The organism is Arthrobacter sp. ok909 (genome assembly GCF_900104405.1).
Taxonomy (GTDB): Bacteria; Actinomycetota; Actinomycetes; order Actinomycetales; family Micrococcaceae; genus Arthrobacter; species Arthrobacter humicola.
The window spans coordinates 18,398-40,515 of sequence record NZ_FNJS01000005.1; the positions used below are offsets into that span (position 1 = coordinate 18,398).

The following is a 22,118-nucleotide window of genomic DNA, read 5'->3' on the forward strand; positions in this document are numbered from 1 at the left end:
TTACTTCACCGCCAGCGGGACGTCGGTGAAGATGTTGCGGATAACACCGTTAGCCCATTCGAGGATTTCGGCGTCCTGCAGGTCCCGGCCGCCGATCCTCGCGGTCTTGGGCTTGGGGATGAGCACTGCGTCCAGGGCAGGCTTCGCCTGTGCGCCCGGGTACATCCGGGTGAGCCGCATGAGCTTGGACTCCGGCAGCTGGGCCGGGGAGAACTTGATGAAGTTGCCCTGCAGCGCGACGTCGGACAGTCCGGCTTCGCGGGCGCCCACCCGGAAGCGGGCGACGTCGATCAGGTTCTTCGCCGGCAGCGGCAGTTCGCCGTAGCGGTCCACGAGCTCGGCGAGGACCTCGTCCATCGCCTCGTACGTGATGGCGCCGGCGAGTTTGCGGTATGCCTCCAGGCGCAGCCGTTCGCCGGGCACGTAATCGTGCGGCAGGTGCGCGTTGACGGGCAGTTCGATCTTCATCTCGGCGGCCTTCTCTTCGGCCTCGCCCCGGTATTCGGCCACGGCCTCGCCCACGAGCCGGATGTACAGATCGAATCCGACGCCCTGGATGTGGCCGGACTGTTCGCCGCCGAGCAGGTTGCCGGCGCCCCGGATTTCGAGGTCCTTCATGGCCAGCTGCATGCCGGCGCCGAGCTCGTTGTGGGTTGCGACGGCCTTGAGCCGCTCCAGCGCCACCTCGCCCAGGGGTTTCTCCGAGGGGTACAGGAAGTAGGCGTACGCCCGTTCGCGGCCGCGGCCCACACGCCCGCGCAGCTGGTGCAGCTGCGAGAGCCCGTACTTATCCGCGCCGTCGACAATCAGCGTGTTGGCGTTGGAGATGTCCAGCCCGGTTTCGATGATGGTGGTGCAGACCAGGACATCGAAGCGCTTCTCCCAGAAATCCACGATGATCTGTTCGAGCCTGCTCTCGGACATCTTGCCGTGGGCGACCTCCACCCGGGCTTCCGGGACCAGCTCGCGGATCTTGGCTGCGGTGCTGTCGATCGTGGAGACCCGGTTGTGGACGAAGAACACCTGCCCTTCGCGCATGAGTTCCCGGCGGATGGCCGCGGAGGTCTGCTTGTCCGTGTAGGGCCCCACGTAGGTCAGCACGGGGTGGCGTTCTTCCGGCGGCGTAGCGAGGGTGGACGTTTCGCGGATGCCGGTCAGGGACATCTCCAAGGTCCGCGGAATCGGGGTGGCACTCATGGCCAGGACATCCACGTTGGTGCGCATCTTCTTCAGCGCCTCTTTGTGTTCGACGCCGAAGCGCTGTTCCTCGTCCACGATCACCAGGCCCAGGTCCTTGAACGCGAAGTCCTTGGACAGTAGCCGGTGCGTGCCGATGACCACATCCACTGCGCCGGATTTGACCCCTTCGGCGGTCTCCTTGGCTTCTTTCGAGCCCTGGAAGCGGGAGAGCGGCTTGACCCGGAGCGGGAACCCGGAGAACCGCTCGGTGAAGGTCTCGTAGTGCTGCTGGGCCAGCAGCGTGGTGGGAACCAGCACCGCCACCTGCTTGCCGTCCTGGACCGCCTTGAACGCGGCCCGCACGGCGATCTCGGTCTTGCCGTAGCCGACGTCGCCGGAGATCAGCCGGTCCATGGGGATCTCGCGTTCCATGTCGGCCTTGACCTCGTTGATGGTGGTCAGCTGGTCCGGGGTTTCCACGTACGGGAATGCTTCCTCCAGTTCGCGCTGCCACGGGGTGTCCGGGGCGAACGCGTGTCCGCGCGAGGCCATCCGGGCCGAGTACAGCCGGATGAGCTCGCCGGCGATTTCCTTGACGGCCTTGCGGGCCTTGGACTTGGTGCTCGCCCAGTCCGCGCCGCCCATCTTGCTCAGCGCGGGGGCGTCCCCGCCGACGTAGCGGGTGACCTGGTCCAGCTGGTCGGTGGGAACGAAGAGCCGGTCGCCGGGGGCGCCACGCTTGGAGGGGGCGTATTCGAGGACCAGGTATTCGCGCACCCCTTCTCCCCCGCCAGCCACCTTGCGCTGGATGAGCTCGACGAACCGGCCGATGCCGTGCTGTTCGTGGACCACGAAGTCCCCGGCCACGAGCTGCAGCGGGTCCACGGCGTTCCGCCGTTTGGAGGGCATCCGCCGCATGTCCTTCGTGGACCCGGCGGACGTCCGGCCCAGCAGGTCCGCCTCCGTCAGCAGCGCCACCTTCAGCGGGTCCAGGACAAAGCCGCGTCCGACGGCGGCGGTGGTCACCTCGATCAGGCCGGCCTGCGGCTCGTCGTCGAGCCTGTCCACCCGGGCGCACGGGATGTTGTTGTCATGGAAGAGTTCGGCGAGCCGCTGGGCAGGGCCCGGGCCCTCGGTGACCACCACGATCCGCCACTGGTCCCGGACGCGGGAGCCGATGAAGTCCATCATTTCGGCCACGTCGCCCTGGTAGCCGCGGGGTTCGCGGGCATGCAGGTTCAGGACATCGACGTCGGGCAGCAGGTCCTCGTCCGTGGCCAGGGAGGTGATGGACCACCACGAGACACCGTGAGCCAGGGCCGCTGTGCGGGTCTCGGTCAGCGACCGGAAGCTGGCCGAATGCAGGGCCTCGGAGGCCGCGGAGCTCAGGTCCAGGGGTGCGGCCCCGCCGTCGGAGGCCGTGGCCCAGGCCGCCTCGAGGAATTCCTCGTTCGTGGCAGCGAGGTCGTGGGCCCGGGTGCGGACCTTTTCCGGTTCGATCACCACGGCGACGGAGCCGGACGGGAGCTGGTCCAGGAACGGGACCATGGCGTCCACCAGTACCGGCGCCAGCGACTCCATGCCCTCGACCGCGATGCCGCCGGCGATCTTTTCCAGCATGTCCGCCGCGGCCGGCAGCTGGGACTTCAGCGTCGCCGCGCGGGACATGACCGAGGGCGTGATGAGGATTTCGCGGCAGGGCGGGGCGTGGAGCTCGGTGGGATGGTGGACGCCCGGCGCGGAGAGGGAACGCTGGTCGGCGACGGCGAACCAGCGCATCTGTTCGACTTCGTCGCCGAAGAACTCGACCCGGATCGGGTGGTCTTCGGTGGGCGGGAAGACGTCCAGCATGCCGCCGCGCACCGCGAATTCGCCGCGGCGGGTGACCATGTCCACCCGGGCGTAGGCGGCCGCCGCGAGGCTCTTCACGACGTCGCCGAACGGGGCCTCCTGGCCGGTGGTCAAGGTGACGGGGACCAGTTCGCCCAGGCCTGCCACGATCGGCTGGACCACGGCCCGGACCGGGGCGACGACGACGCGCAGCGCTCCGGCGCCGGCCGCTTCGGGGTGGGCAAGGCGGCGGAGCACGGACAGCCGGCGGCCCACCGTGTCCGAGCGCGGCGAAAGCCGTTCGTGCGGGAGGGTTTCCCAGCTCGGGAACTCGGCGACGGCGTCGGCCGGCAGGTAGGCACGCAGTGCCTCCGTCAGGTCCTCGGCCTCCCGGCCCGTGGCCGTGACGGCCAGGACGACCGGGGCCGGGCCGGCACCTGCGTCAGGACCCGCCGCGATGCCGTCGGCCACTTCCGCGAGCAGCGTCGCCCGGAGGCCGGCCGGGGCGCTGATCTGGTAGTCCTCGCTGCGGCCGGCGAATCCGCGGGAGGCCTCGGCCCGGACGCGGGCGTAGGTGCGGTCCTCGGCGAGGACGCGGCGCAGGCCGGTGAGAGACGGGCCGTTGAGGCTCATAGCTGTTGCTCCTGAGGTGATCACGGAAATGCAGGCAACACGAATAGCCGAAATTCGCAAGAATCCCGGGTCTTCCAAGCCTACCGCGGAGCCCGGGGGCGGCCGCACCCGGGCTCCGCGAGCTGTGCCCGTCCCCGGACGCTCCCCGGTCCCAGGAAGGCCCCATCGGATGGTCACACGGGGCTAGGCTGGCGAAAGGGACGGGCGGCGGCCATCCGCCGCGGCCCCCGCTCCGAATGGCTTGGTAGGCCACTCGCCAGCCTGCCGGATGAGAAGGAGTCACCATGAACAAGTCCGTGCTCGTCACCGGGGCCACCGGATACATCGGCGGCCGCCTGGTCCCCCGGCTTCTGGACGCGGGGCACCGGGTCAAAGTCCTGGTCCGGACACCGGCCAAAATCGCCGGCGTGCCGTGGCTGAACGACGTCGAAGTGGTCCAAAGCAGCCTCGACGACGGCGAGGCACTGCGGGCGGCGCTCGACGGCGTCGACGTCTTGTACTATCTGGTCCATTCCATGGCGGCCGGCGCCGGCTTTGAGGCCAAGGAACAGGCGATGGCCGCGACGGCGGCCCGGGCGGCCGCCGCAGCCGGGGTGGACCGGATTGTGTACCTCGGCGGGCTGCACCCGGCCGGCGCCGAGCTGTCCACCCACATGCGTTCCCGTGAGGCGGTGGGAAAAGTCTTCCTGGACAGCCCGGTGGACGCGGTGGTCTTCCAGGCCGGCGTCGTCATCGGATCCGGCTCGGCGTCGTTCGAAATGATCCGGCACCTGTCCGAGACGCTCCCGCTGATGCCCGCGCCGAGCTGGGTGCGCAACAAGATCGAGGCGATCGCCGTCCGGGACGTGCTGTACTACCTCGTGGCCGCGGCGTCGCTGGAAGGACCCATCAACCGGACGTTCGATATCGGCTGCCGCCAGGTGCTCAGCTACGCGGGCATGATGAAGGAGTACGCCGCTGAGGCCGGCCTGCCGCACCGGGTGGTGCTGGCGCTGCCGGTGCCGGCGCCCAAGCTGGCCGGCATGTGGGTGGCCTTGACCACCCCGATCCCGCTCTCCATGTCCCTGCCGCTCGTCGAATCGCTCCAGCACGACGCCGTCGCCCGTGAGCACGACATCGATGCCTACATCCCGGTGCCGGAGGGCGGCCTGACGCCCTACCGCAAGGCGGTCGCCCTCGCGCTGGGCAAGGAACGCGACGGCCAGGTGGAAACCACGTGGGCCAGCGCCGGCGTCGACGCCGATCCCCTGCCGAGCGACCCGGAATGGTCCGGCCACACGGTGTACCTGGACGAGCGCAGCTTCCACAGCGATGTCGACCCCAGGCACGTGTGGACTGTCATTGAAGGCATCGGCGGCCGGAACGGCTGGTATTCGCTGCCGCTGGCCTGGCAGGTGCGCGGCTGGCTGGACAAGCTCACCGGCGGGGCGGGGCTGCTGCGCGGCCGCCGGCACCCTCACCTGCTGGCGGAGGGCGAAGTGGTCGACTGGTGGCGGGTCGAGCGGATCGACCGCGGCCGGCTCCTGCGGCTGCGGGCCGAAATGCGGGCCCCGGGCCGGGCCTGGCTCGAGCTCTCCGTGGAGCCGGAGGGCACCGGCAGCCGTTACCGCCAGCGCGCTATCTTCTTCCCCAAGGGCCTGAGCGGCCGCCTCTACTGGCTCGCCGTGCTGCCGTTCCACAGCGTCATTTTTCCCGCGATGTCACGGAACATCACCGCCGCTGCCCGTGATCTGGAAAGCCTCGAATCGGAGCCTGCCAGCCACACCACGTAGGATGTTGGAGCCCGAAACGTCCACTTCCACAACACGGAGGACCCCCCAATGGCCCTGAGTGCATCCACTACCGTTCCGCACAGCGTCGACCGCGTTACCGCGGTTTTCGTCGATGAAGACTTCCTGCGCCACACGAGCGAGCTCGTTGGCGGCACCCTGGAATCCTTCGCCCTCGACGGAGATCCCGCCGGCGCGTTCAGCACCACCACCGTACGGACCATCCCCACCACCCGGATGCCGGACATCGCCCGGAAATTTGTCGGCGAAAGCCTCAAGGTGACGCAGCTGGAAGCCTGGGAGGCGCCCGCCGCCGACGGTTCCCGGCACAGCAAGATCTCGCTGAAGGTCGCCGGCGCACCCCTGGACGTGAACGCTGTCCAGCGTCTCGTGTCCGACGGCGGCAGCACCCGGATCGAGCTCGAAGGCAACGTGACCTCCTCGGTGCCGTTCCTTGGCGGCAAGATCGCCGATGCCGCAGAACCGATGGTCGGCAAGGCCCTGAACCTGCAGTCCCAGCAGGCCCAGGCCTGGCTCGAGAGCCACTAGCACCATGCAGCTGCCCGCGTTCCTCGCCGTCGTCCTGATTGTCTCCGGCGTCTGGTCCCTGGCCGTCTGGCCGCAGTTCCTGCGGCGCGTCATGAAGGACCCGCGTGCCCGCGACGCCAACGGCAAGGCCACGCGCTTCCTGACCGTCCATGTGGTCCTCGTCAGCATCTCCATGGTGCTGGGGGCCGCGACGGCGGCAATCGGCATCGCCGCGCTGGTCAGCTAGCATTCGGCACGCCGGCGGTTGCCTCCGCCGGCGTGCCGCCCGTGGACCGGGACGCGTCCGATTTCCTGATGCGCTCACTGCGGAAACTGCACCGGTGGGGCGTGCCGCTCTGGTTCGATTACGGCGGGGCTGCTGCCGGCTTCCTGCTCTCCGCGCTGATCGAGCTCTCCCGGCTCGCCTTCCTCCCCGCGCGCTTCCCCTCGGTCGCGGACGTCGCCGCGAACACCTTCGGCGCCATGGTCGGCGCCCTTCTGGCCCTCGTGTTCATGGCACGCCACGAACACGCCGTGTTGCCCTGAGCTCAGGCCGCCAGTGCTTGGCCGAGGGCGTCTTCCGCGGCCACCCAGGAGAGCATGGCGCACTTGACCCGGGCGGCGTAGCGGGACACGCCCTCGAATGCGGCGGCGTCGCCCAGCAGCTCCGGGTCGGCCGCCACCTTGCCGCGCGAGCGCAGCACCTCGCGGAAGCTGTCAATCACGGCGCGCAATTCCTCGACGGTCATGCCCTCGGCGAGGTCCGTCAGCACGGAGGCCGAGGCCATCGAGATCGAGCAGCCATCCCCGTCCCAGCGCAGCTCACTGACTTTCCCGCCGACCACGGATACCCGGACCGTGATCTCGTCGCCGCACGTCGGATTCAGCTGGTGGGACTGCCCGCTGCTGGCCCCGGCAGGTGCCTCCGCCGCGGCCAGGCCGCTGCCGTGACGGGCCTTGGAGTGTTCCAGGATGATCTGCTGGTAGAGCTGGTCAAGACTCATGGATGTCCGTCCTAGGCTTGGAAGTAGGCACGGACATCGGCGACCGCGTTGAGGAACGCGTCTACATCGTCCGTGGTGTTGTAGAGGTAGGTGCTGGCCCGGGTCGTGGCCGTCAATCCGAGCCGACGGTGCAGCGGCTGGGCGCAGTGGTGTCCCACCCGCACGGCGATGCCCCGGCTGTCCAGGAACTGGCCGACGTCGTGCGCGTGGACGCCGGCGACGTCGAACGCGGCAAGGCCAATCCGTTCCTCCCCCGCCGCGGGGCCCAGCACCCGGATTCCGGGGATGGAGCCCAGGCCCTGCACCAGCCGCTGGCCGAGTTCCGCTTCCCAGGCATGGATGCGGTCGATCCCGGTTTCGCTGAGATAGTTCACCGCCGCGGCGAGGGCGACGGCCTGCGAGATGCGCTGGGTGCCGGCCTCGAAGCGCTGCGGGCTCGGCAGGAAGCCCGCCCGTTCCATCGTGACGGTGGTGATCATGGAGCCGCCCGTCAGGAACGGCGGCATGGCGTTGAGCAGCTCCGAGCGGCCGTAGAGGGCCCCGATTCCAGTGGGCGCGAGCATCTTGTGCCCGGAGAACACCGCGAAGTCGACGTCGAGCGCCTTGACGTCCAGGGGCAGGTGCGGCGCGGACTGGCACGCGTCGAGCACCACGAGCGCGCCCGCGGACCGGGCCTGGGCGACGAGGGCCGGCACCGGGTTGATGGTGCCCAGGACGTTGGAGGCGTGGGTGAACGCCAGGACACGGGTGCGGGGGCCGATGATGCCGGCGGCGGCCTCCAGGTCCAGGGCTCCGGCGTCGTCGATGGGGATGAACCTCAGGACGGCGCCGGTCCGGACCGCCAACTCCTGCCAGGGAATCAGGTTGGCGTGGTGTTCCATCTCCGTGACCACGAGTTCGTCGCCCGGGGCCAGCGCGAACCGGGCTGCGTCGGGGGCCGCGCCAGGCAGGGACGCGTTCAGGAACGAATACGTGAGCAGATTCAGCCCCTCCGTGGCGTTGGAGGTCCAGATGAGCTCGTCCCAGTCGGCGCCGATGAAGGCGGCCACGGTCTCCCGGGCGTTTTCGAACACCTCGGTGGCCTCGACGGCAAGATGGTGTGCCCCGCGGTGCACCGCAGAGTTCCGCTGCTCGTAGAACTCCTGCTCGGCCTCGAGCACGCTGAGCGGGTTCTGCGAGGTGGCCCCGGAGTCCAGGTAGACGAGCGGTTTGCCGTTGACGTGCTGCTGCAGGATCGGGAAGTCGTTGCGGATCCTCAGGACCTCGTCGTTTCCGAGCGCGGCGGCAGAGCGGCGGAGGTGGGCTGGGGTGGCAACCATGGCGGAGACTCCTGGATCGGCGTTCGCTGCGGCGCACCCCGGCCGGCCGGGCAGCCGGCCGCAGGAAATACGTCACACAGATTAAACCTAATTATCCCACGTTCCCGCAGCCTTCCTGCGCGGCCACGGCGCGGAGCCGCACGCCGCGGAACTCAACGGGAGGCCCGGCGTCGTAATTCTTCAGCACAGAGATGCGCACGGCGTGCTGTGTGTGGCAGCCAAAAGCTGGTGTACAACCGGGCTGCGGCGAGATCATGCTCGCTCGAATCATGAGACTAACTTCACGGCGCATGGTCCCGGACCCACGGGTGCCCGGCCGGTCACCAGTATGTTATCGGCGCCGGTTAACGGCCCAGTTAACGGCCCAGTACCGGCGTTGAGTTCGTCTAATAGGCCCCCACCGGATGAAGAATGACCCTGAAGGTTCGCCACAGGATCATGATGTCGCCGGTCAAAGACCAGTTCTCCACGTAGTAGAGGTCCCATCGGACGCTCTCGTCCCAGCCCAGATTGGACCGGCCGTTGATTTGCCACAGACCCGTGATGCCCGGTTTGATCAGCAGCCGCCGGCTCACGTCCCCCTCATACCCCTCGACTTCACAGGGCAGCTGAGGCCGTGGCCCGACCAGGCTCATGTCCCCCCTCAGGACGTTCCAGAACTGCGGCAGCTCGTCCAGCGAGTACTTCCGGAGCCATCGGCCGCAGGTGGTGATCCGGGGATCGTTTTTGAGCTTGAACAGCAGTCCTGCTCCCTCGTTAAGGTCCCGCAGTGCCGCTAGGTCCTGTTCGGCGGTAGTGACCATGGAGCGGAATTTGACCATCTTGAACCGCTTGCCGTTGCGGCCGACCCGCTCCTGGCGGAAGAACACAGGTCCCTTGCTGTCGCGGACAATGATCCACGCCAGGGCGCCGAGCAGGGGTGAGAGGATCAGGAGGGCCGCGGCGGATGCCACGATGTCCACGAGCCGTTTGAGCGTGTGCTTGCCGCCGGTGAACCGGGGCAGCTCCACGTGCATGAGGGGCAGTCCCTCAACGGGACGCCAATGAATCCGGGGACCGGCGACGTCGGTCAGGCTCGAGGCCAGGACGAGGCCGGCGCGGGTGCCTTCCAGGGCCCACCCCAGCTGCCGGATGGACCGGGTACCGCCCTGGAGCCGTCCCGCCACCACCACGGCGTTCGCGCCTGTTTCGGCGACCTTCTCCGCGACCGAGTCGACGTCGCACAGGACGGGAACCCTCTGGGCGGAAATTTGCACATGGCTTTCGGTGTAGCCGGCGGGCAGGGCTGCCCCCACGACCTCGTAGGCGGCTCCGGAGACCTTACCGAACTGCCGGATCACGTACTCGACGTCCGACGGTTCCCCGACGACGATCACCTTGGATAGGTAGTGGCCGAAGAGTCTCTGGCGGTTCAGCCAGCTGCGCCACTGCCACCGGTTGACCAGCAGCAGCAGGGCCCCGGCCGGAAGCGCGAGGGCAAAGTGGCTGCGGACCACATCGATGCCGGCGACGATCACGATGATGGCGATCCCGCCGAAGACGCCCAGGGTGGCGTCGAGGACCCGCTTGTATTCCTCGGAGCCGATGCCGAGGACGGTTTCCTCACGGGTGCGGTGCACTTCGAGCGCCAGGACCCAGGCCACGACGAAGGCAATGCTGACGGCAAGATACGACCCGCCCGCTCCGCCGCGGGACAAGACAGGTTCGCCTTCCTCGAAGTGGAAGGCGTAGGCGGCGGCGACGGCGATCGCGACGATGGCGGCGTCCGTGATGCGGAGCCAGCGGCGGTAGCGTTTGGCCCAGGACTTGCCCGAGTCCACCAGCTCCGTGTCCGCCAGCGTGGCCGGAGCGTTCTGGCTGCGGCCTGCGTCGGCGGTGGCCCAGGGCTGGCCGAGCGGTCCGGCGCTCGAGGCCAGGACCGGCTGGGTCCGGCGCGTCAGGCGGCTCCCCCGTGACCGGTATCTCCGGCGGCGCTCATCGACGGCACTCATGCCGGGTCCGCGTTTCTCAACGGCGCGGACCCGGGTGCAGACCGGTTAAGGGAGCCGGCGGCGGCTGGGGGGAGAGCCTCGGTCTCAGAAGGCTCTGACGCCGCCGGCTCCGACCTTGGCGCACGGCTGCCCGTGAAGGCACCGTACGATTCCAATGAAGGAGTTCGGTGTAGGGAGGTAATGGCACGACCACCTCTAATGGTGACAGTGGCTGCGTCCGCAAGCAAGATGGATTTTGAGGCCACACTCTCCTGCAGGTCATACCCGCGGTCGATTACCGCCCTGAAGTTCCTCATTTTGAGACCTTTGTGAGTTGTTCGTGGGACTGACTTAAGTCAATCGCCCGGACCCGATCTACACACGAGTAGCGTTTACCCGACTTCTGTCGGCGCGTTTGCGGCCGCACTACTTGGGGATACTCCCGCCGGCACCTCGGGCCACCCGTGCTGTACGCGGCCGCCCGCGCAGCCTGGGTCCCAGGTGTGGGCGCAAGTGCCGGAGGGGGTGTGCGGGAGGGCGCCGCAAACCGTCATGGCCTCACGAGGGCCGGTCCGGGGCGTCAGCGGGCCGGTCAGAGGTGACGGGAGCCAGGGAGTGCAGTGTCAGGGGTGAGGCGTGCCGAGGTCGAGGAGGTCCGCGCGCCGGCCGACGCCGAGCTTGGCGAAGATCCGGGACAGGTGACCCTCCACGGTCCGCTGCGATACGCACAGGGCGGTGGCGATCTCGCCGTTCGTGGCACCGCCGGACACCAGTTCCAGGACTTCGGCCTCCCGGGGGGTCAGCGCGGCGCCATGATCGTTATGGACAAGCTCCAGCTGCGCCGACATCCCGGCCTCGACGAGGCGGTGATGGACCCTGCGCTGGACTGCGGTAAGCCTCCACCGGTCCGGATCGTCAGCCAGGATCCGCTCCGCCTGCTGGGCGGCTTCAAGGGCCAGTAGCCCGTGCCCGCCGTTGAGTGCGTCGTCGCTGATGCCAATGAGGTCGGCAGCGTCGCAGGCCGAAACCGCTCGCGCATAGGACTCCAGCAGGCGCGCCTCCGGGCCGTCCACCGCGCTGCTGCTGAGCGCGAGGGCTTCGGCTCCCGAGGTGTCGCCGCTGCGGAACGCGAGACGCCTGATATCGGTTTCAACGCCCCGCAGACCCTCGCGCAGCGCCTCATCCGCCAGCTGGGCCAGAGCCCGGGCACTGTTCCCGTCAGGCCCGTCTCCGGGGTCCGCCGCCAGGCAGTACGCCTCCGCCAGCAGGCGAAGGGTTGTCGGCTCCCGGTAATCCGACAGCCGGTAGGCCAGCGAATGCTGGCCGGCCTCACGGTGGCGTTCGACGGCAGCAGCCGCGTAGGCTGCGACGGCATGGGCGAAGGGCAGGAGGTTGAGGGGGTCGGCTATGGTGAGTTCTTCCACGCCCAGCCGCACTTCGGCGAGACTTTCGCGCATCCTGCCCTGGCGAAGCCTCGAATACCCCCGCATGAGGTGGAGCATGCCGCCGCTGTAGAGCAGCCGTCCGGGCTCGCGGGCCGCGTAATCGTCCAGGACCTGTCCCAGTCCGTCCCAGTCCCCTGCCCGGATCAGGTTCAGGCAGTGGCGTACTACAAGGTCCTCATACACCAGGGGCAGCGCCACGCTTGCGCTGCGGGCGCCGTTCCATGCCTCGCCGTCCAGGCGAAGCCCTGTCCGCAGGCGCCCCTGAGCCGTTAGGAGTTCGGCGAGGCGGGAAACTGCCGGGACACGGATTTCGGGATTGGTGCCGGCCGATTCAATGAGTTCGCGCAACCCGGTTCCGGCTCCCAGGAAGCGGCTGTCCCACGTGCGGCTCATCAGTTCCGCGGCCAGTCCCGCGGCGGCGGCCCCGTCCCGGAGCTGTTCCTCCGGATCGAGTATCGAAGGCTGCGTCGACGGCACGGCCGGCAGCGCCAGGGAATCCACGGACGGCGGTTCCACAGAGAACGGCGGTTCAAGGGCCAGAACAGAGCCCGGGGGCGGGTTTCCCGCATCGGCGCGCAGTCTCCGGGCCGGCGTTGCGGACCCGATCCGGGCCGCGAGCAGGGCCGCCAGATAGGACGACCGTCCGGCGCGTAGCGGCTGGGCGGACTCCAGGGATGCCACGGCGGCCTCCGGGTGCCCGAGGATGAAGTTCGAATACGCCAGCTGGATGCGTGCTTCGGAGAGGAACCGGACGTCCCGGATGGCCCCGGCAGCCCGGGCGGCAGTCACGGGATCCAGGGCCGTGTTCGCGGCGACGGCGGCGTGCAGCAGCTGGACAGGAGGGATCTCCACGCCGCAGTCCAGGGACCACCGCAACCGGTTCAGGGCCGCTCCCGGCACGGCGGCCCGCGCCGAGGGAAACGACAGCACGCTTGAGCGCAGGGCTGAACTGCGGCCGGCCGGGACCCGGTGGCGGATGATCTCGCCGACAATCGGGCTCGCGGGCCGTACCAGCCGGTCGTGCCCGGCTGAGACAGCAATGATTCCTGCCGTGTCCAGCGCATCGACGGCTTTCGGACCGCTGATCCGCAGGATCTGGGCCAGGGACAGCGGTCCGGCCAGGGCAACGATCGTCGCTGCGGTCTTCTCCTCCGGCGTCATGGAGCGCAGCTGCCGGTCAACGACATCGGCGGCGGGCACCTGGGCCATGTCCGGGTTGGCCAGGAGGAACCATACGCCGTGCCGGAAACCCAGTGCGCCGCTGCTACGGGCATGCTGAATCAAGGACATCAGCATGAGGGGGTTCCCGTCTGCCGCATCATGAAACAGCGCGCTGACCCACGGGGAGACGTCGGCCCGCAGGACCTGTTCGCACAGCTGGTGTGTTCCGGTCCGGCTGAGCGGGGCAAGATCGAATTTGGCAATGATTCCGTCGTCCCACAAGGACAGGAATTCTTCCGGGATCATCGGCCCGGGCCGGCATGCCACCAGGATACCTGCGGCGCCGGTGGCCGCGGCCTGCGCCAGCTGACGGACAGTCCCGTGGTCGAGGCAATGCGCGTCGTCGACGACGAACAGAGGGCGTTCCGCTTCCGACTTCAGGCTGCCCGCCATCGCCTCCACGACAGCGGCATAGGAGTCGAGTTCACGGTCGGGAAGCCGGGACAGGTACGGCGCCAGGGCGCCAAAGGGAACGGCGGCCATAGCCGGGGTGGCCGTCAGCCGGATGATGTGGCTGCGGGGACCGAGTTCGCGGATGACGGCCTTAACGACGGCGGTCTTGCCCGTCCCTGCCCCGCCGACCACGAGCGCACCTGACCTGGTGTCGTCGCGCAGGCAACGCACCAGGTCCTTGACCAGCGCCGATCGCTCGATCAGCGGGGCGGTCTCAGTCAGGCTTTCCATCGCCGGTTCTTCCTGCCGTCCTCTGCTTGTCCGGGAAAGCTGCCCGGAGCGTGCCGGCGTCAGCCGTCCGGGCAGCTGCCCGGAGCGTGCCAGCGTCAGCCGAGCCGGGAGCTGTCTGCCGGAGTTGAGATGACATCTTTGAGTTCCGATCGGCTGGCGACATGCAGCTTCGAATACACCTGGTAGAGGTGTCCCTCGACCGTGCGGACCGATACGTGCATCTGTTCCGCGATCTTGCGGTTAGACGTGCCGGCAGCGGCGCGGACCGCAACTTCGCATTCCCTCGCCGTCAGGGTCGAGGTGGTGAGCGAATGCAGACCGTTCTTGGGACTGCCGAATTTGTCATCGAGCGACTGCTGCGCCCGCTGGGCGATCCGCAGCGCGATCCGGTTGCCGGCATCGTTGGCGCAGCTGACGGCTTTCCGGGCCGCGTCCCTGGCGAAGACCGCGTTGCCGGATGCGTCAGCGTCCCTGGACGCCCCCAGTAACTGTTCACTGTCAGACTCCCTCATGCCTTCGGCCAGCCGCGAGCACAGGGCCGCGAATTGTCCGGTCACCCGGCTGCTCAGGCTGTCCAGCTTCTGGCCCATCTGGCGGTCCCCCAGCCGGGCGGCCGCGGACAGGAACAGGAGCGCCGGGGCCAGGGCCGAGGATTCCGTGTCGCTGTCTGCCTCGGCCGTGAGGGCGCGGATGGACATGGCCCTCTGCCCAAGCTCGGCCTGGGCCGAGAGTTCGAAGTAACGGGTGAGCCGACCAACCAGCCACGCCGGTGGTGTCCCGGGCTGGGCGAGGTCGCCCAGCAGGACGGCAGCCGTTTCCTCCTCGCCCTGCAGGGCGGCGGCATAGGCACAGACCGCGGTAGCCAGGCCCGCCAAGGCGTCGGAGTCCTGGGCCAGGAGCTGCCACCTGCCCGCCTGAAGCCTGGACAGGGCATCGTCGAGATGTCCCAAGTGCAGGTCAATGACGCCCTGCCCGATCTCGAACATCCCCCCGAGCCGGGTCTGGGGCTCTCCGCCGCCATACGTCTCCTCGAGGTAGGCGGATGCCTCCCTGAACTTGGCCGAGAGCAGCAGCAGGAGCAGGAACCTGCCGCGGATCTCACGGACCGCGCGGTCCGTGAGCCGCACGTTCGCGGTGGCCGCCAGGATTTGCTTGCCCAGGACCATCGCCTGCACGACGTTGCCGCTGACAGCCAGGGCCTCGCAGCGCACGCTGGCGGTCACAAGCCGCGGCTCGCTGCCCAGGTCCGCTGTGTCCATGCTGTCGGTCGTGGCAAGGACATCGGCATAGCGTCCCTGGAACGCGGCGAGCTCGGCCTCGGCCAGGCGCAGCTGCTCCCTCGCCGCGCTGACGGTGGAGCCCCGCTCCGGGGGCTCGGCAGCCAGCCGCTCCGCGAGTTCCCGCAGCCGTGCCCGGGGATCGGTTCCCGGGGCAGTGCTGCGTTTTTCCAGCTCTGCCCGCAGCAGCTGCAGGGCCGTCCATTCGGCCAGCGGAAGCTCCGCGCGGGCTTCTTTGTCCAGCGACTCCAGAACCCGGTGTGCGGACTCATCGTTGTTTACCGAGATGTGGGCAGTCACCGATTCGATGGCCAGCGGGACGGCGGGCTCGCCGCCGTCGATCTCCTGGACGAACCGCAGGGCGGCTGCGGGGTCGGACGCGCTGTTGGCTGCGCGGGCCGCCGCCAGGGCGACCTCCGGGCTCACCTGCTCCCCGCAGTCCAGCGCCCAGGCGACGCCGGTGGAGCCGCCGGCGTCCAGGGCGTCGGACTCCTGGAGCACGGCGGTGAGCCGGCGGCGGAGTTCGGCGCTGCGTCCGGGCGGGACAACGCTCGCGACGATTCCGGCCGTCACCGGGTTGGCGACGCTGACCATCGGCGGATGGTCATGGGTCACCCGGATCAGGGTCCGCTCCTGGAGCGCGTCCATATCCTGGGGGTTGGCGATGAGCATGAGGGTCTGCAGCGGGACCGCCCCGGCAAGGGCCAGCAGTTCGAAGACGTCGCGCTGGCCGGTGCCGAGCCGGTTCAGGCGGGCCTTCACGACGTCCCGGATCTCGCCCGTCAAGGCGATCGGGCCGTTGCCCAGGAACCATACGCCGTCCTGGCGGACCACTGTGCCCAGCTTGATCTGTTCGCGGGCCAGGGAGTGGAGAAACAGGGCGTTGCCCCCGCTCGCGCTCCAGAGCGCCCGGGCGGCCGTCAAGGAGAACCGGCCGCCGTATTCGTGGTGCAGTGTTGCGGCCGTCTCGGCGAAGTCAAACGGGCCAAGGTCCACCCGCCGGAGCAGGTCATCCTTCCACAGGCCCATGATGTCGCCGCCGACGTGAGGCATGTCCACGCACGCCGCCAGCAGCGTGACATGGGCACCTGCGCTCAGCTGGGCCACCATCATGCTCGAGAGCTCGTCGAGGTCATGGGCGTTGTCCACGAAAAGGACGATTTGCCGCCCCTCGGACTTGTTGTGCAGCAACTGGGTCAGCCCGCGTAGCACCATCAGGGGGTGCTCGAGGTGGGAGGCGTCGAGGTCGTTCAGGAGGACGCTCAGGGCACCGTAGGGAAGTTTGGAGGAGATCGAGCTGCCCCTGACCTGGACCACCAGGTACTCGTCGCCGAGCTGCTCAATGGCGCGCTGGGCGATGAAGGATTTGCCGGCCCCGTGGTCGCCCACGAGGACTATGCCGCACCCGGAACCCGACGTCAGGGTTTGAACGACGTCGGCAACGAGCTGTTGGCGGGTGAAGGGTCTGTCTTTGTTCCGGCCGTGGCCGTTTCGTTGCGCCGGAAACATTGCTTCTGTCTGGCCGCTGCCCGCTGGCAAGCCGGCGTCTTGCTGGAACATATGAGAGACCTTCGCAATCAAAGTTTTGAGCGGTGATACCTCCACCGTATTGACTACGCGTATTTTCGGTATGCGTAAGTAGTACTCGATTACGCAGCGAGTATTCGGCCGGCTCTACGTAGCTGTACTCAGTTGCGGCCGCAAGGCTGCCGGGTCCAAACCAAGTAGTCGGAAGCCCGCCTCACGTGTCCCTGAGCGTAGTCTCCCGGAGTCCCGGACAAGCGGCTGCCTCCGGGCTTAGCGACCGCCAATTCCGGGTAGCTGTTCGCGGCCCTTGACGTTGAGCTTGGCGTAGCTGCGGTAGAGGTGGCCCTCAACCGTCCGGACAGAAACCTGGAGTTCGGCGGCGATCTGGCGGTCAGTCAGACCGCGCACTGCGAGCGCCACAATGTCGCGCTCCCGGCGGGTGAGGATGCCCAGCGAGTCGTCGTTCTTGGCCGTTTCCTCACCGGGAAGGTCGTCGGCCCGGTCCAGGCACCGCTTCCGCTGCGAGTTCGCCATGCGCTCCCTGAGGGTATCGCCCGCGGCCCGGTAGGCGTGCGCCGCCGCGTCGTAGGCAAGGGCAGCGAAGGTCCACAGTTCCGCAGCCTCACAGGTTTTCGCGGCCTCCAGGTGGTCCGCGGCGTTGTCCGTGCTGATGGCTGCGGCATAGGCGCAGATCGCGGCCGGCCGGGGGCCCTCGAGCCCGGCCTGCAGTTCCAGCAGCCGGGGCGCCGAGTCGGTGTCCCCTAAGGCCAGGCAAAGGGCCAGGGCCTCGAGTTCGAGGCCGGCCGTATTCATCTCCGGGTGCGGGCGGCCGAGGCGCTTCAGTTCGGCGATGGCGCCGGGGTAGTTCCCGAGCCGGGCTTTTCCATAGACCACGGCCATCATGGCCAGGGAGTGCATGTACCGCGGCAACGCCGACGGGGCGGCCTCGAAGTCGGCGAGGAAAAGCTCCGCTTTCGTCTGGGCACCGACTTCGGCGGCCGCCGCGAAAGCCATGGCCGCAGTGAGGGCGAACAGCTGCTGGGGATCGGTGAGCCGCAGCGCTTCGAGCGCGGCGCTGAGGGTGTTCAGCGCCTGTGCGGCCTTGCCCTGGTACAGGAGGATGATGCCGTGGGCCGCGTGGACTCCCCCGCCGAAGGAAATCAAGCTTGGCCCTGACCCGGCGACAAAGGCGGCCAGGAGGTTTTCCGCGGCCTGCCAGTCCCCGGCCTGGATCGCGGCGGCGGCCGACCGGACCACCAGGAAATCCGTGAGGAAGTACAGCTCATCGTGGTCGGCTCCGGCGGCCTCGACTGCCTGCGACATCACGGCAAAGGCGCTCAGTCCTTTGCCGGTGGCCAGGAGCCGCTCCGCGTCAAGGGAGAGCCGGAACGCCGCCTCGAGGTTGTTGGCCGCCGGCCGGGTGGCGGCCGCGTCCGCTGCGGCAGAGGTCTGCGGGTACTCGCCTGCCAGTGCCAGGACCATGGCTTCCATGGTGTCCAGGCGCTCCGTTATGGCGGCGCGAATGGCTTCGGCGTTCTCCGGCTGGGCCTCGGCCAGGTGTTCACCGGCAGGCTGCAGCGCCTGTGCCCGTTGCATGATCTCGGCCGGCGCGTAGCCCAGTGCGCACATCACCGCGGCCCACAGGAGGGATCCGGTCAGCAGGCTGGTGAGGTTGCCGCCCTGGCCGAAATCGGCGTCGAGGATTTCCCAGGCAGCAACGTAGTCGGAGGCGTTGTAGCGGGTCCGCGCTATCACGGCGCGGGCGGCCATCTGCAGGTCCGGGTCTTTGACGAGGGCGGCCGCCTTGCGGGCGAGATCGTCCTCGTAGAGCCGGCTGGCCAGGACGGCGGCCCTCAGGAGCTGGCGGTCCTCGACCTCCGCGCCGCATTCGATCGACCAGCTCACGTGGCGCAACAGTCCTTCGGCCGACGTCGGCTCGCTGTCCATGCGGCGCAGCAGGCTCTGGCGCAGCTGGAGGCTCCTGGCGGGCGAGATCAGGTTTCGCAGGGTGTCCCCGTACACGGTGTGCCACAGCCGCAGCTCGCCGCCGGCGGAGCCCGTGACACGGATCAGTTCGCTGTCGATCAGCGACCCCACGGCCTCTTCCCCGGCCACGGACTCGATCAGTTCACGGGACACGGGTTCGGCCAGGGCCACCAGGTTCAGTGCCTGCCGCTCTTCCGGCGAGCGCAGCAGCAGCTGGCGGCGCACGACATCGGTCAGCCGGTCCCCGTGGCTGTTCAGGTGCCGGGTGAACAACCAGACACCGTTGCGGCGCAGCAGTGTACCGTCCTTTTTGGCGTCGTCGAGGAGCCCGTTGAGGAGCATCGGGTTGCCGCCGGAGGCCTCCCAGAGGATCTCGGCGACGTTGGGCAGCACCTGCGAGCCGAGCTCGCCCTCCAGCATTTCTGTGGTCTGAGCCAGGGTGAGGGGCCGCAGGTCATGCCGCTCGGCGATGCCTTCAAACCACAGCTGCAGGAGCGGCTCCGGAAGTCCGGGCCGGGCGGCCGCGCCCACCAGCAGTTTCGCCCAGCCTGCCGCGGCCAGCTCGGCCAGGATTCCCGCCGTCGCCTCATCGAGGTCGTGGGCGTCGTCGACGATGAGCAGCAGGGGCTTCTGGGTGGCGCGCTTCTCTTCTTCCAGGTGCGACCACAGCGTCCTCAGCACGGCCAGCTGCGATGTCGCATCCTGGACCGGGAGTTCGACGATGAAGGGGCCGAGGACACCGTAGGGCACCTTCGTCAGCGACGCACTGCCGTGGATCCGCACCGGCGTCACGTCCGGGCCCAGCTCGGCGACCACAGCTTCGATGAGCCTGGACTTGCCCATCCCGCTTTCGCCGAGAACGAATACCGCCACATGGCTTCCGCCCTGAAGGGACTCCACGGCCGACATCAAATCATCCGACCTCCCAGTCAAGGCGCGGGACGCCTCGGTGCCGGGGGCTCCCGCCGTGCCCCTAGATGAGTCCAAGCAGATCACTTCGCGAAGAAACGCCGAGCTTCGTGAACACCTGGTACAGGTGGCCCTCCACTGTTCTGACGGAAATGCCCACTTCAAGGGCGATGTCCTTGTTCGAAACCCCGTTCCCGGCAAGGGTGGCGATCTGCCGCTCCCGTTCCGTGAGCAGCGGGCCTTTGTTCCGGGGCATGATCGGCAGCGCCGGTACGGACTCCGAGAGGCTCTCAAGCATGCTGTAGGCGGTGTTGGCGCTGGCGGTCAATCCGGCGCCCTTGGCGAAATCGAACGCGAGCGCCGCGCACCTGGCCTGGACGGCGTCCAACTCCAGGGCCGCGGCCTGCTCGGCGGCTTGGAGCATGATTGCGGCATCCTTCTTCCGACTACCGACGGCGACCGTGCGGGACAGTTCGGCCAGCGGACCCTGCCTCAGCCCGGCGATTTCCTCCATGTAGAGATAATCCTTGACGGTTCCGTTGACGGTGGCCCCAAGCATGCAGATGCCGGCGAGGGTGTAGCGGCCTTTCCGGAAATGCGCCTCTGCGGACCGGACCAGCCGGTCCTTGGCCTCCGGGTCGCCGAGCCACCGCGAGGCCATGTCCATGCAGAACTCCGTCGAGCTGCTGACGGCGAAGCGGGCCGGTCCGTCAGCCGAGCGGGCGCGGTCCAGGTAGATGGTGGCCTGGACCGCGTTTCCGGTCTGGGCGTACGCGAAGGCGGTGGCGGCGTAGGCCTGGCGCAGGGACTGCAGGCTCGCCCGGACCTCAAGCTGGGCGATTGCGGCCAACAGCGGGTCTAACGCCATGTAGCCACGGCCGGCATAGACGTACGCGAGACCGACCGCAAGGTCAGTGGCGGCGCTCCCGGAATGGAGCCCGTGCCCGGCCCGGCCGCTCGCGTCCTTGAGCATGTCGATGGCCTGGCGCCACAGGCCGGACAGGAGCAGGACGTTGTAGGAGCGCCAGGCGAAGTTTTCGCGGATGCGCGGCACGTTGGACCACTCGCCCAGCTGCCCGCCGATTTCCCGCACGAGTTTCTTGGCGTCGAGTTCCCGGCCCGTCATGGACAAGGCTTCCATCAGGATGATGGCCGAGCGGAGCCGGTGCACGGGGTCCGCGCCCGGGACGTCTGTGGTGGCCGCGGCCGTGAGGCGGGCCATTATGGGCTCGAAATCCCCGATGAACGAGAAGTAGTTGAACTCGCACAGATCCAGGCGCAGCACGGCCCGCGAGAGTGCGGCGGGGCTGGCGGCTGGCTCGTCCAGGCTCAAGTCCTGAAGCCGGACCCGGGCCTGCCGCAGAAGTTCGGGGACCTTGCCGGAACGGTCTTCCAGCCAGGCCATGCAGTCGGCTTTCGCCGCAATGAATTCGGCGAAGGTCTCGGCCTCGAGGTCGTTGACCTGCCGCTCAGAGACATCGTCCAGCGCTGACATGGCCTGAAGGGGCAGCCCGAGCTGGAGGTAGGCCGCCGATTTCTGGAGCTGCCCCTCGGCCCATTCAGGGTCCGAGGGAGAGAGGCTCCCGGCGCATTTGAGGGCAAACTTCGGGTCAAAGAGCTTGACGGCGGCTCTGGCGGCCGCCAGCGCGTGGGCGGGTGCGAGCTGGGCGTGGCAGTCGTGGGTCCAAGCCGCGTAGGCGAGCAGGTCCTCGACGGTGAGTTCGTCGAGTTCCTCTTCCTGGTGTCCGGGGACCTTGTCCCGTAGCTCCAGTCGGCGCTCCACGCTGAGCCAGTTCCGGACGATGTCGCCGAGGTAGCGGTCGCCCAGGGTGACGAGGTGCCGGTCCGCGCGGTCCACGACGATCTGGCCGGCCTCTTCCATGTCGGCGATGACACCGGGGCTGTACATCCGGGCGAGCCGTGACAGGGGAAGCGTCCGGGCGCAGGAGAGGACGTCGATGACCTCCCGCGCTTCGGGTGTTTCCCTGGCGTATCTGGCCCGGACAATGTCTTCCAGCGCCGTCCGGCCGTCGAGCACGACCTCATCGACCAGGGTCCAGACCGATCCGGACAGGACAAGGTTTCCGCGTTCGATCTGTTCAGACACGACGGCCTGCAGGAGCGTGGGGCTGCCGCCGACTAACTGGTGCAGCTGGCTTGCCAGGGCCGTCGAGACCCGGTGGCCCAGGGCTGACTGCAGGACCTCCAACGTTTCGAGCTCGGTCAGGTTGGCGAGCCGGACCTCGGCAAGCTGGCCCGAGGTGATGAGCCAGTAGAAGTCAGGCGGTAGGTCCGTGGTGCGCTGGGCCGTGGCGATCAGCCGGGCGGTGCGGGTCTGCAGCAGGTTCAGCAGGACCCCGGTACTGAGTTCGTCGAGGGCTCCGGCGTTGTCCAGCAGGATCACGCACTGGCGGCCGGCGGCGTCGTCGCGGATCAGGGACGTAATGCCGTGCAGGATGGCGGTCGGCGAGCCAAGGGAGCTCTGCGGGAGCCGAGCCAGGGTGAAGGCGAGGCAGCCGTACGGCGTTGCCGACCCCGGCCCTGTGCTGCGGAGCTGGATGGTGTACACCTCGGGGCCGAACCCCGCGAGGGCAGTCCTGCCGACGAGGGTCTTGCCTACGCCGCGGTCGCCGGTGATGACAACGCCCATCCGGTCCTGCGCAAGCAGTTCCGTCCGGACGCGCTCGGCGTCGGCGTTCCGCGCCAAACCGGACCATCCGTGCCTCGCGACCGGACCGGCGGCATGTTCTTCTTCGGCGGGTGCCAATGTAGTGGAAACATTCCCCCAGCCCAGCGAATCCCTCGACATGTAGTTTCCTTCGTACCGCTTTGTAGAC

The 22,118-nt window shown here is 68.5% G+C and carries 12 protein-coding genes; 4 read left to right on the top strand and 8 right to left on the bottom strand.

The features are described 5' to 3' along the window. Positions 1 to 3,642: a transcription-repair coupling factor gene (gene mfd / locus BLR03_RS05745; RefSeq protein WP_091250659.1), complete on the bottom strand. Its 3,642-nt coding sequence runs from the start codon at positions 3,640 to 3,642 to the stop codon at positions 1 to 3. Positions 3,643 to 3,926: 284 nt separating this feature from the next. Here mfd and BLR03_RS05750 point away from each other — a divergent pair, with 284 nt between their 5' ends. From BLR03_RS05750 to BLR03_RS05765, 4 genes are read left to right on the top strand one after another with little or no spacing between them, the layout of a single operon-like run. Beyond that, positions 3,927 to 5,414, top strand: a complete 1,488-nt coding sequence (locus BLR03_RS05750) for an SDR family oxidoreductase (RefSeq protein WP_091250662.1) — start codon at positions 3,927 to 3,929, stop codon at positions 5,412 to 5,414. Positions 5,415 to 5,462: 48 nt separating this feature from the next. Then, the gene (locus BLR03_RS05755; RefSeq protein ID WP_091250664.1) at positions 5,463 to 5,960 is read left to right on the top strand and encodes a DUF2505 domain-containing protein; all 498 of its coding nucleotides are present in this window, start codon (positions 5,463 to 5,465) and stop codon (positions 5,958 to 5,960) included. A gap of 4 nt (positions 5,961 to 5,964) precedes the next feature. Further along, complete coding sequence (locus BLR03_RS05760; RefSeq protein ID WP_091250668.1) at positions 5,965 to 6,186, top strand: SCO4848 family membrane protein; 222 nt, start codon at positions 5,965 to 5,967, stop codon at positions 6,184 to 6,186. Between the two features lie 41 nt (positions 6,187 to 6,227). Continuing rightward, the gene (locus tag BLR03_RS05765; RefSeq protein WP_254788191.1) at positions 6,228 to 6,485 is read left to right on the top strand and encodes a VanZ family protein; all 258 of its coding nucleotides are present in this window, start codon (positions 6,228 to 6,230) and stop codon (positions 6,483 to 6,485) included. A gap of 2 nt (positions 6,486 to 6,487) precedes the next feature. Here the strand turns inward: BLR03_RS05765 and sufU are convergent, their stop codons facing one another. The 7 genes from sufU to BLR03_RS05800 all read right to left on the bottom strand — a co-directional run bounded on the left by sufU (position 6,488) and on the right by BLR03_RS05800 (position 22,090). Beyond that, positions 6,488 to 6,943, bottom strand: coding sequence for a Fe-S cluster assembly sulfur transfer protein SufU (sufU, locus tag BLR03_RS05770; protein WP_091250670.1), 456 nt, complete (start codon positions 6,941 to 6,943; stop codon positions 6,488 to 6,490). An 11-nt stretch (positions 6,944 to 6,954) separates the two neighbouring features. After that, positions 6,955 to 8,262 (bottom strand): SufS family cysteine desulfurase, encoded by a 1,308-nt coding sequence (locus BLR03_RS05775; RefSeq protein ID WP_091250673.1) that lies wholly within the window; start codon positions 8,260 to 8,262, stop codon positions 6,955 to 6,957. Positions 8,263 to 8,648: 386 nt separating this feature from the next. Further along, positions 8,649 to 10,253, bottom strand: a complete 1,605-nt coding sequence (locus BLR03_RS05780) for a sugar transferase (RefSeq protein WP_091250676.1) — start codon at positions 10,251 to 10,253, stop codon at positions 8,649 to 8,651. 602 nt (positions 10,254 to 10,855) lie between these two features. Further along, a complete protein-coding gene (locus BLR03_RS05785) occupies positions 10,856 to 13,582 on the bottom strand; it encodes a LuxR C-terminal-related transcriptional regulator (RefSeq protein ID WP_091250679.1) in 2,727 nt (908 codons plus the stop codon). A gap of 95 nt (positions 13,583 to 13,677) precedes the next feature. Next, positions 13,678 to 16,368, bottom strand: a complete 2,691-nt coding sequence (locus tag BLR03_RS05790) for a helix-turn-helix transcriptional regulator (RefSeq protein ID WP_091250682.1) — start codon at positions 16,366 to 16,368, stop codon at positions 13,678 to 13,680. A 288-nt stretch (positions 16,369 to 16,656) separates the two neighbouring features. Further along, a complete protein-coding gene (locus BLR03_RS05795; RefSeq protein ID WP_368086942.1) occupies positions 16,657 to 19,368 on the bottom strand; it encodes a LuxR C-terminal-related transcriptional regulator in 2,712 nt (903 codons plus the stop codon). Continuing rightward, a complete protein-coding gene (locus tag BLR03_RS05800) occupies positions 19,346 to 22,090 on the bottom strand; it encodes a LuxR C-terminal-related transcriptional regulator (protein WP_091250688.1) in 2,745 nt (914 codons plus the stop codon). The genes BLR03_RS05795 and BLR03_RS05800 overlap by 23 nt, the downstream gene beginning before the upstream one ends. Positions 22,091 to 22,118: the final 28 nt, after the last annotated feature.

Excerpts from the sequence above, each read along its gene's own strand:
- BLR03_RS05780 (WP_091250676.1), bottom strand. The coding sequence starts at position 10,253 with ATGAGTGCCGTCGATGAGCGCCGCCGGAGATACCGGTCACGGGGGAGC.
- BLR03_RS05785 (WP_091250679.1), bottom strand. The coding sequence starts at position 13,582 with ATGGAAAGCCTGACTGAGACCGCCCCGCTGATCGAGCGATCGGCGCTG.
- BLR03_RS05775 (WP_091250673.1), bottom strand. The coding sequence starts at position 8,262 with ATGGTTGCCACCCCAGCCCACCTCCGCCGCTCTGCCGCCGCGCTCGGA.
- BLR03_RS05760 (WP_091250668.1), top strand. The coding sequence starts at position 5,965 with ATGCAGCTGCCCGCGTTCCTCGCCGTCGTCCTGATTGTCTCCGGCGTC.
- BLR03_RS05750 (WP_091250662.1), top strand. The coding sequence starts at position 3,927 with ATGAACAAGTCCGTGCTCGTCACCGGGGCCACCGGATACATCGGCGGC.
- mfd (WP_091250659.1), bottom strand. The coding sequence starts at position 3,642 with ATGAGCCTCAACGGCCCGTCTCTCACCGGCCTGCGCCGCGTCCTCGCC.
- BLR03_RS05790 (WP_091250682.1), bottom strand. The coding sequence starts at position 16,368 with ATGTTTCCGGCGCAACGAAACGGCCACGGCCGGAACAAAGACAGACCC.
- BLR03_RS05800 (WP_091250688.1), bottom strand. The coding sequence starts at position 22,090 with ATGTCGAGGGATTCGCTGGGCTGGGGGAATGTTTCCACTACATTGGCA.
- BLR03_RS05755 (WP_091250664.1), top strand. The coding sequence starts at position 5,463 with ATGGCCCTGAGTGCATCCACTACCGTTCCGCACAGCGTCGACCGCGTT.
- sufU (WP_091250670.1), bottom strand. The coding sequence starts at position 6,943 with ATGAGTCTTGACCAGCTCTACCAGCAGATCATCCTGGAACACTCCAAG.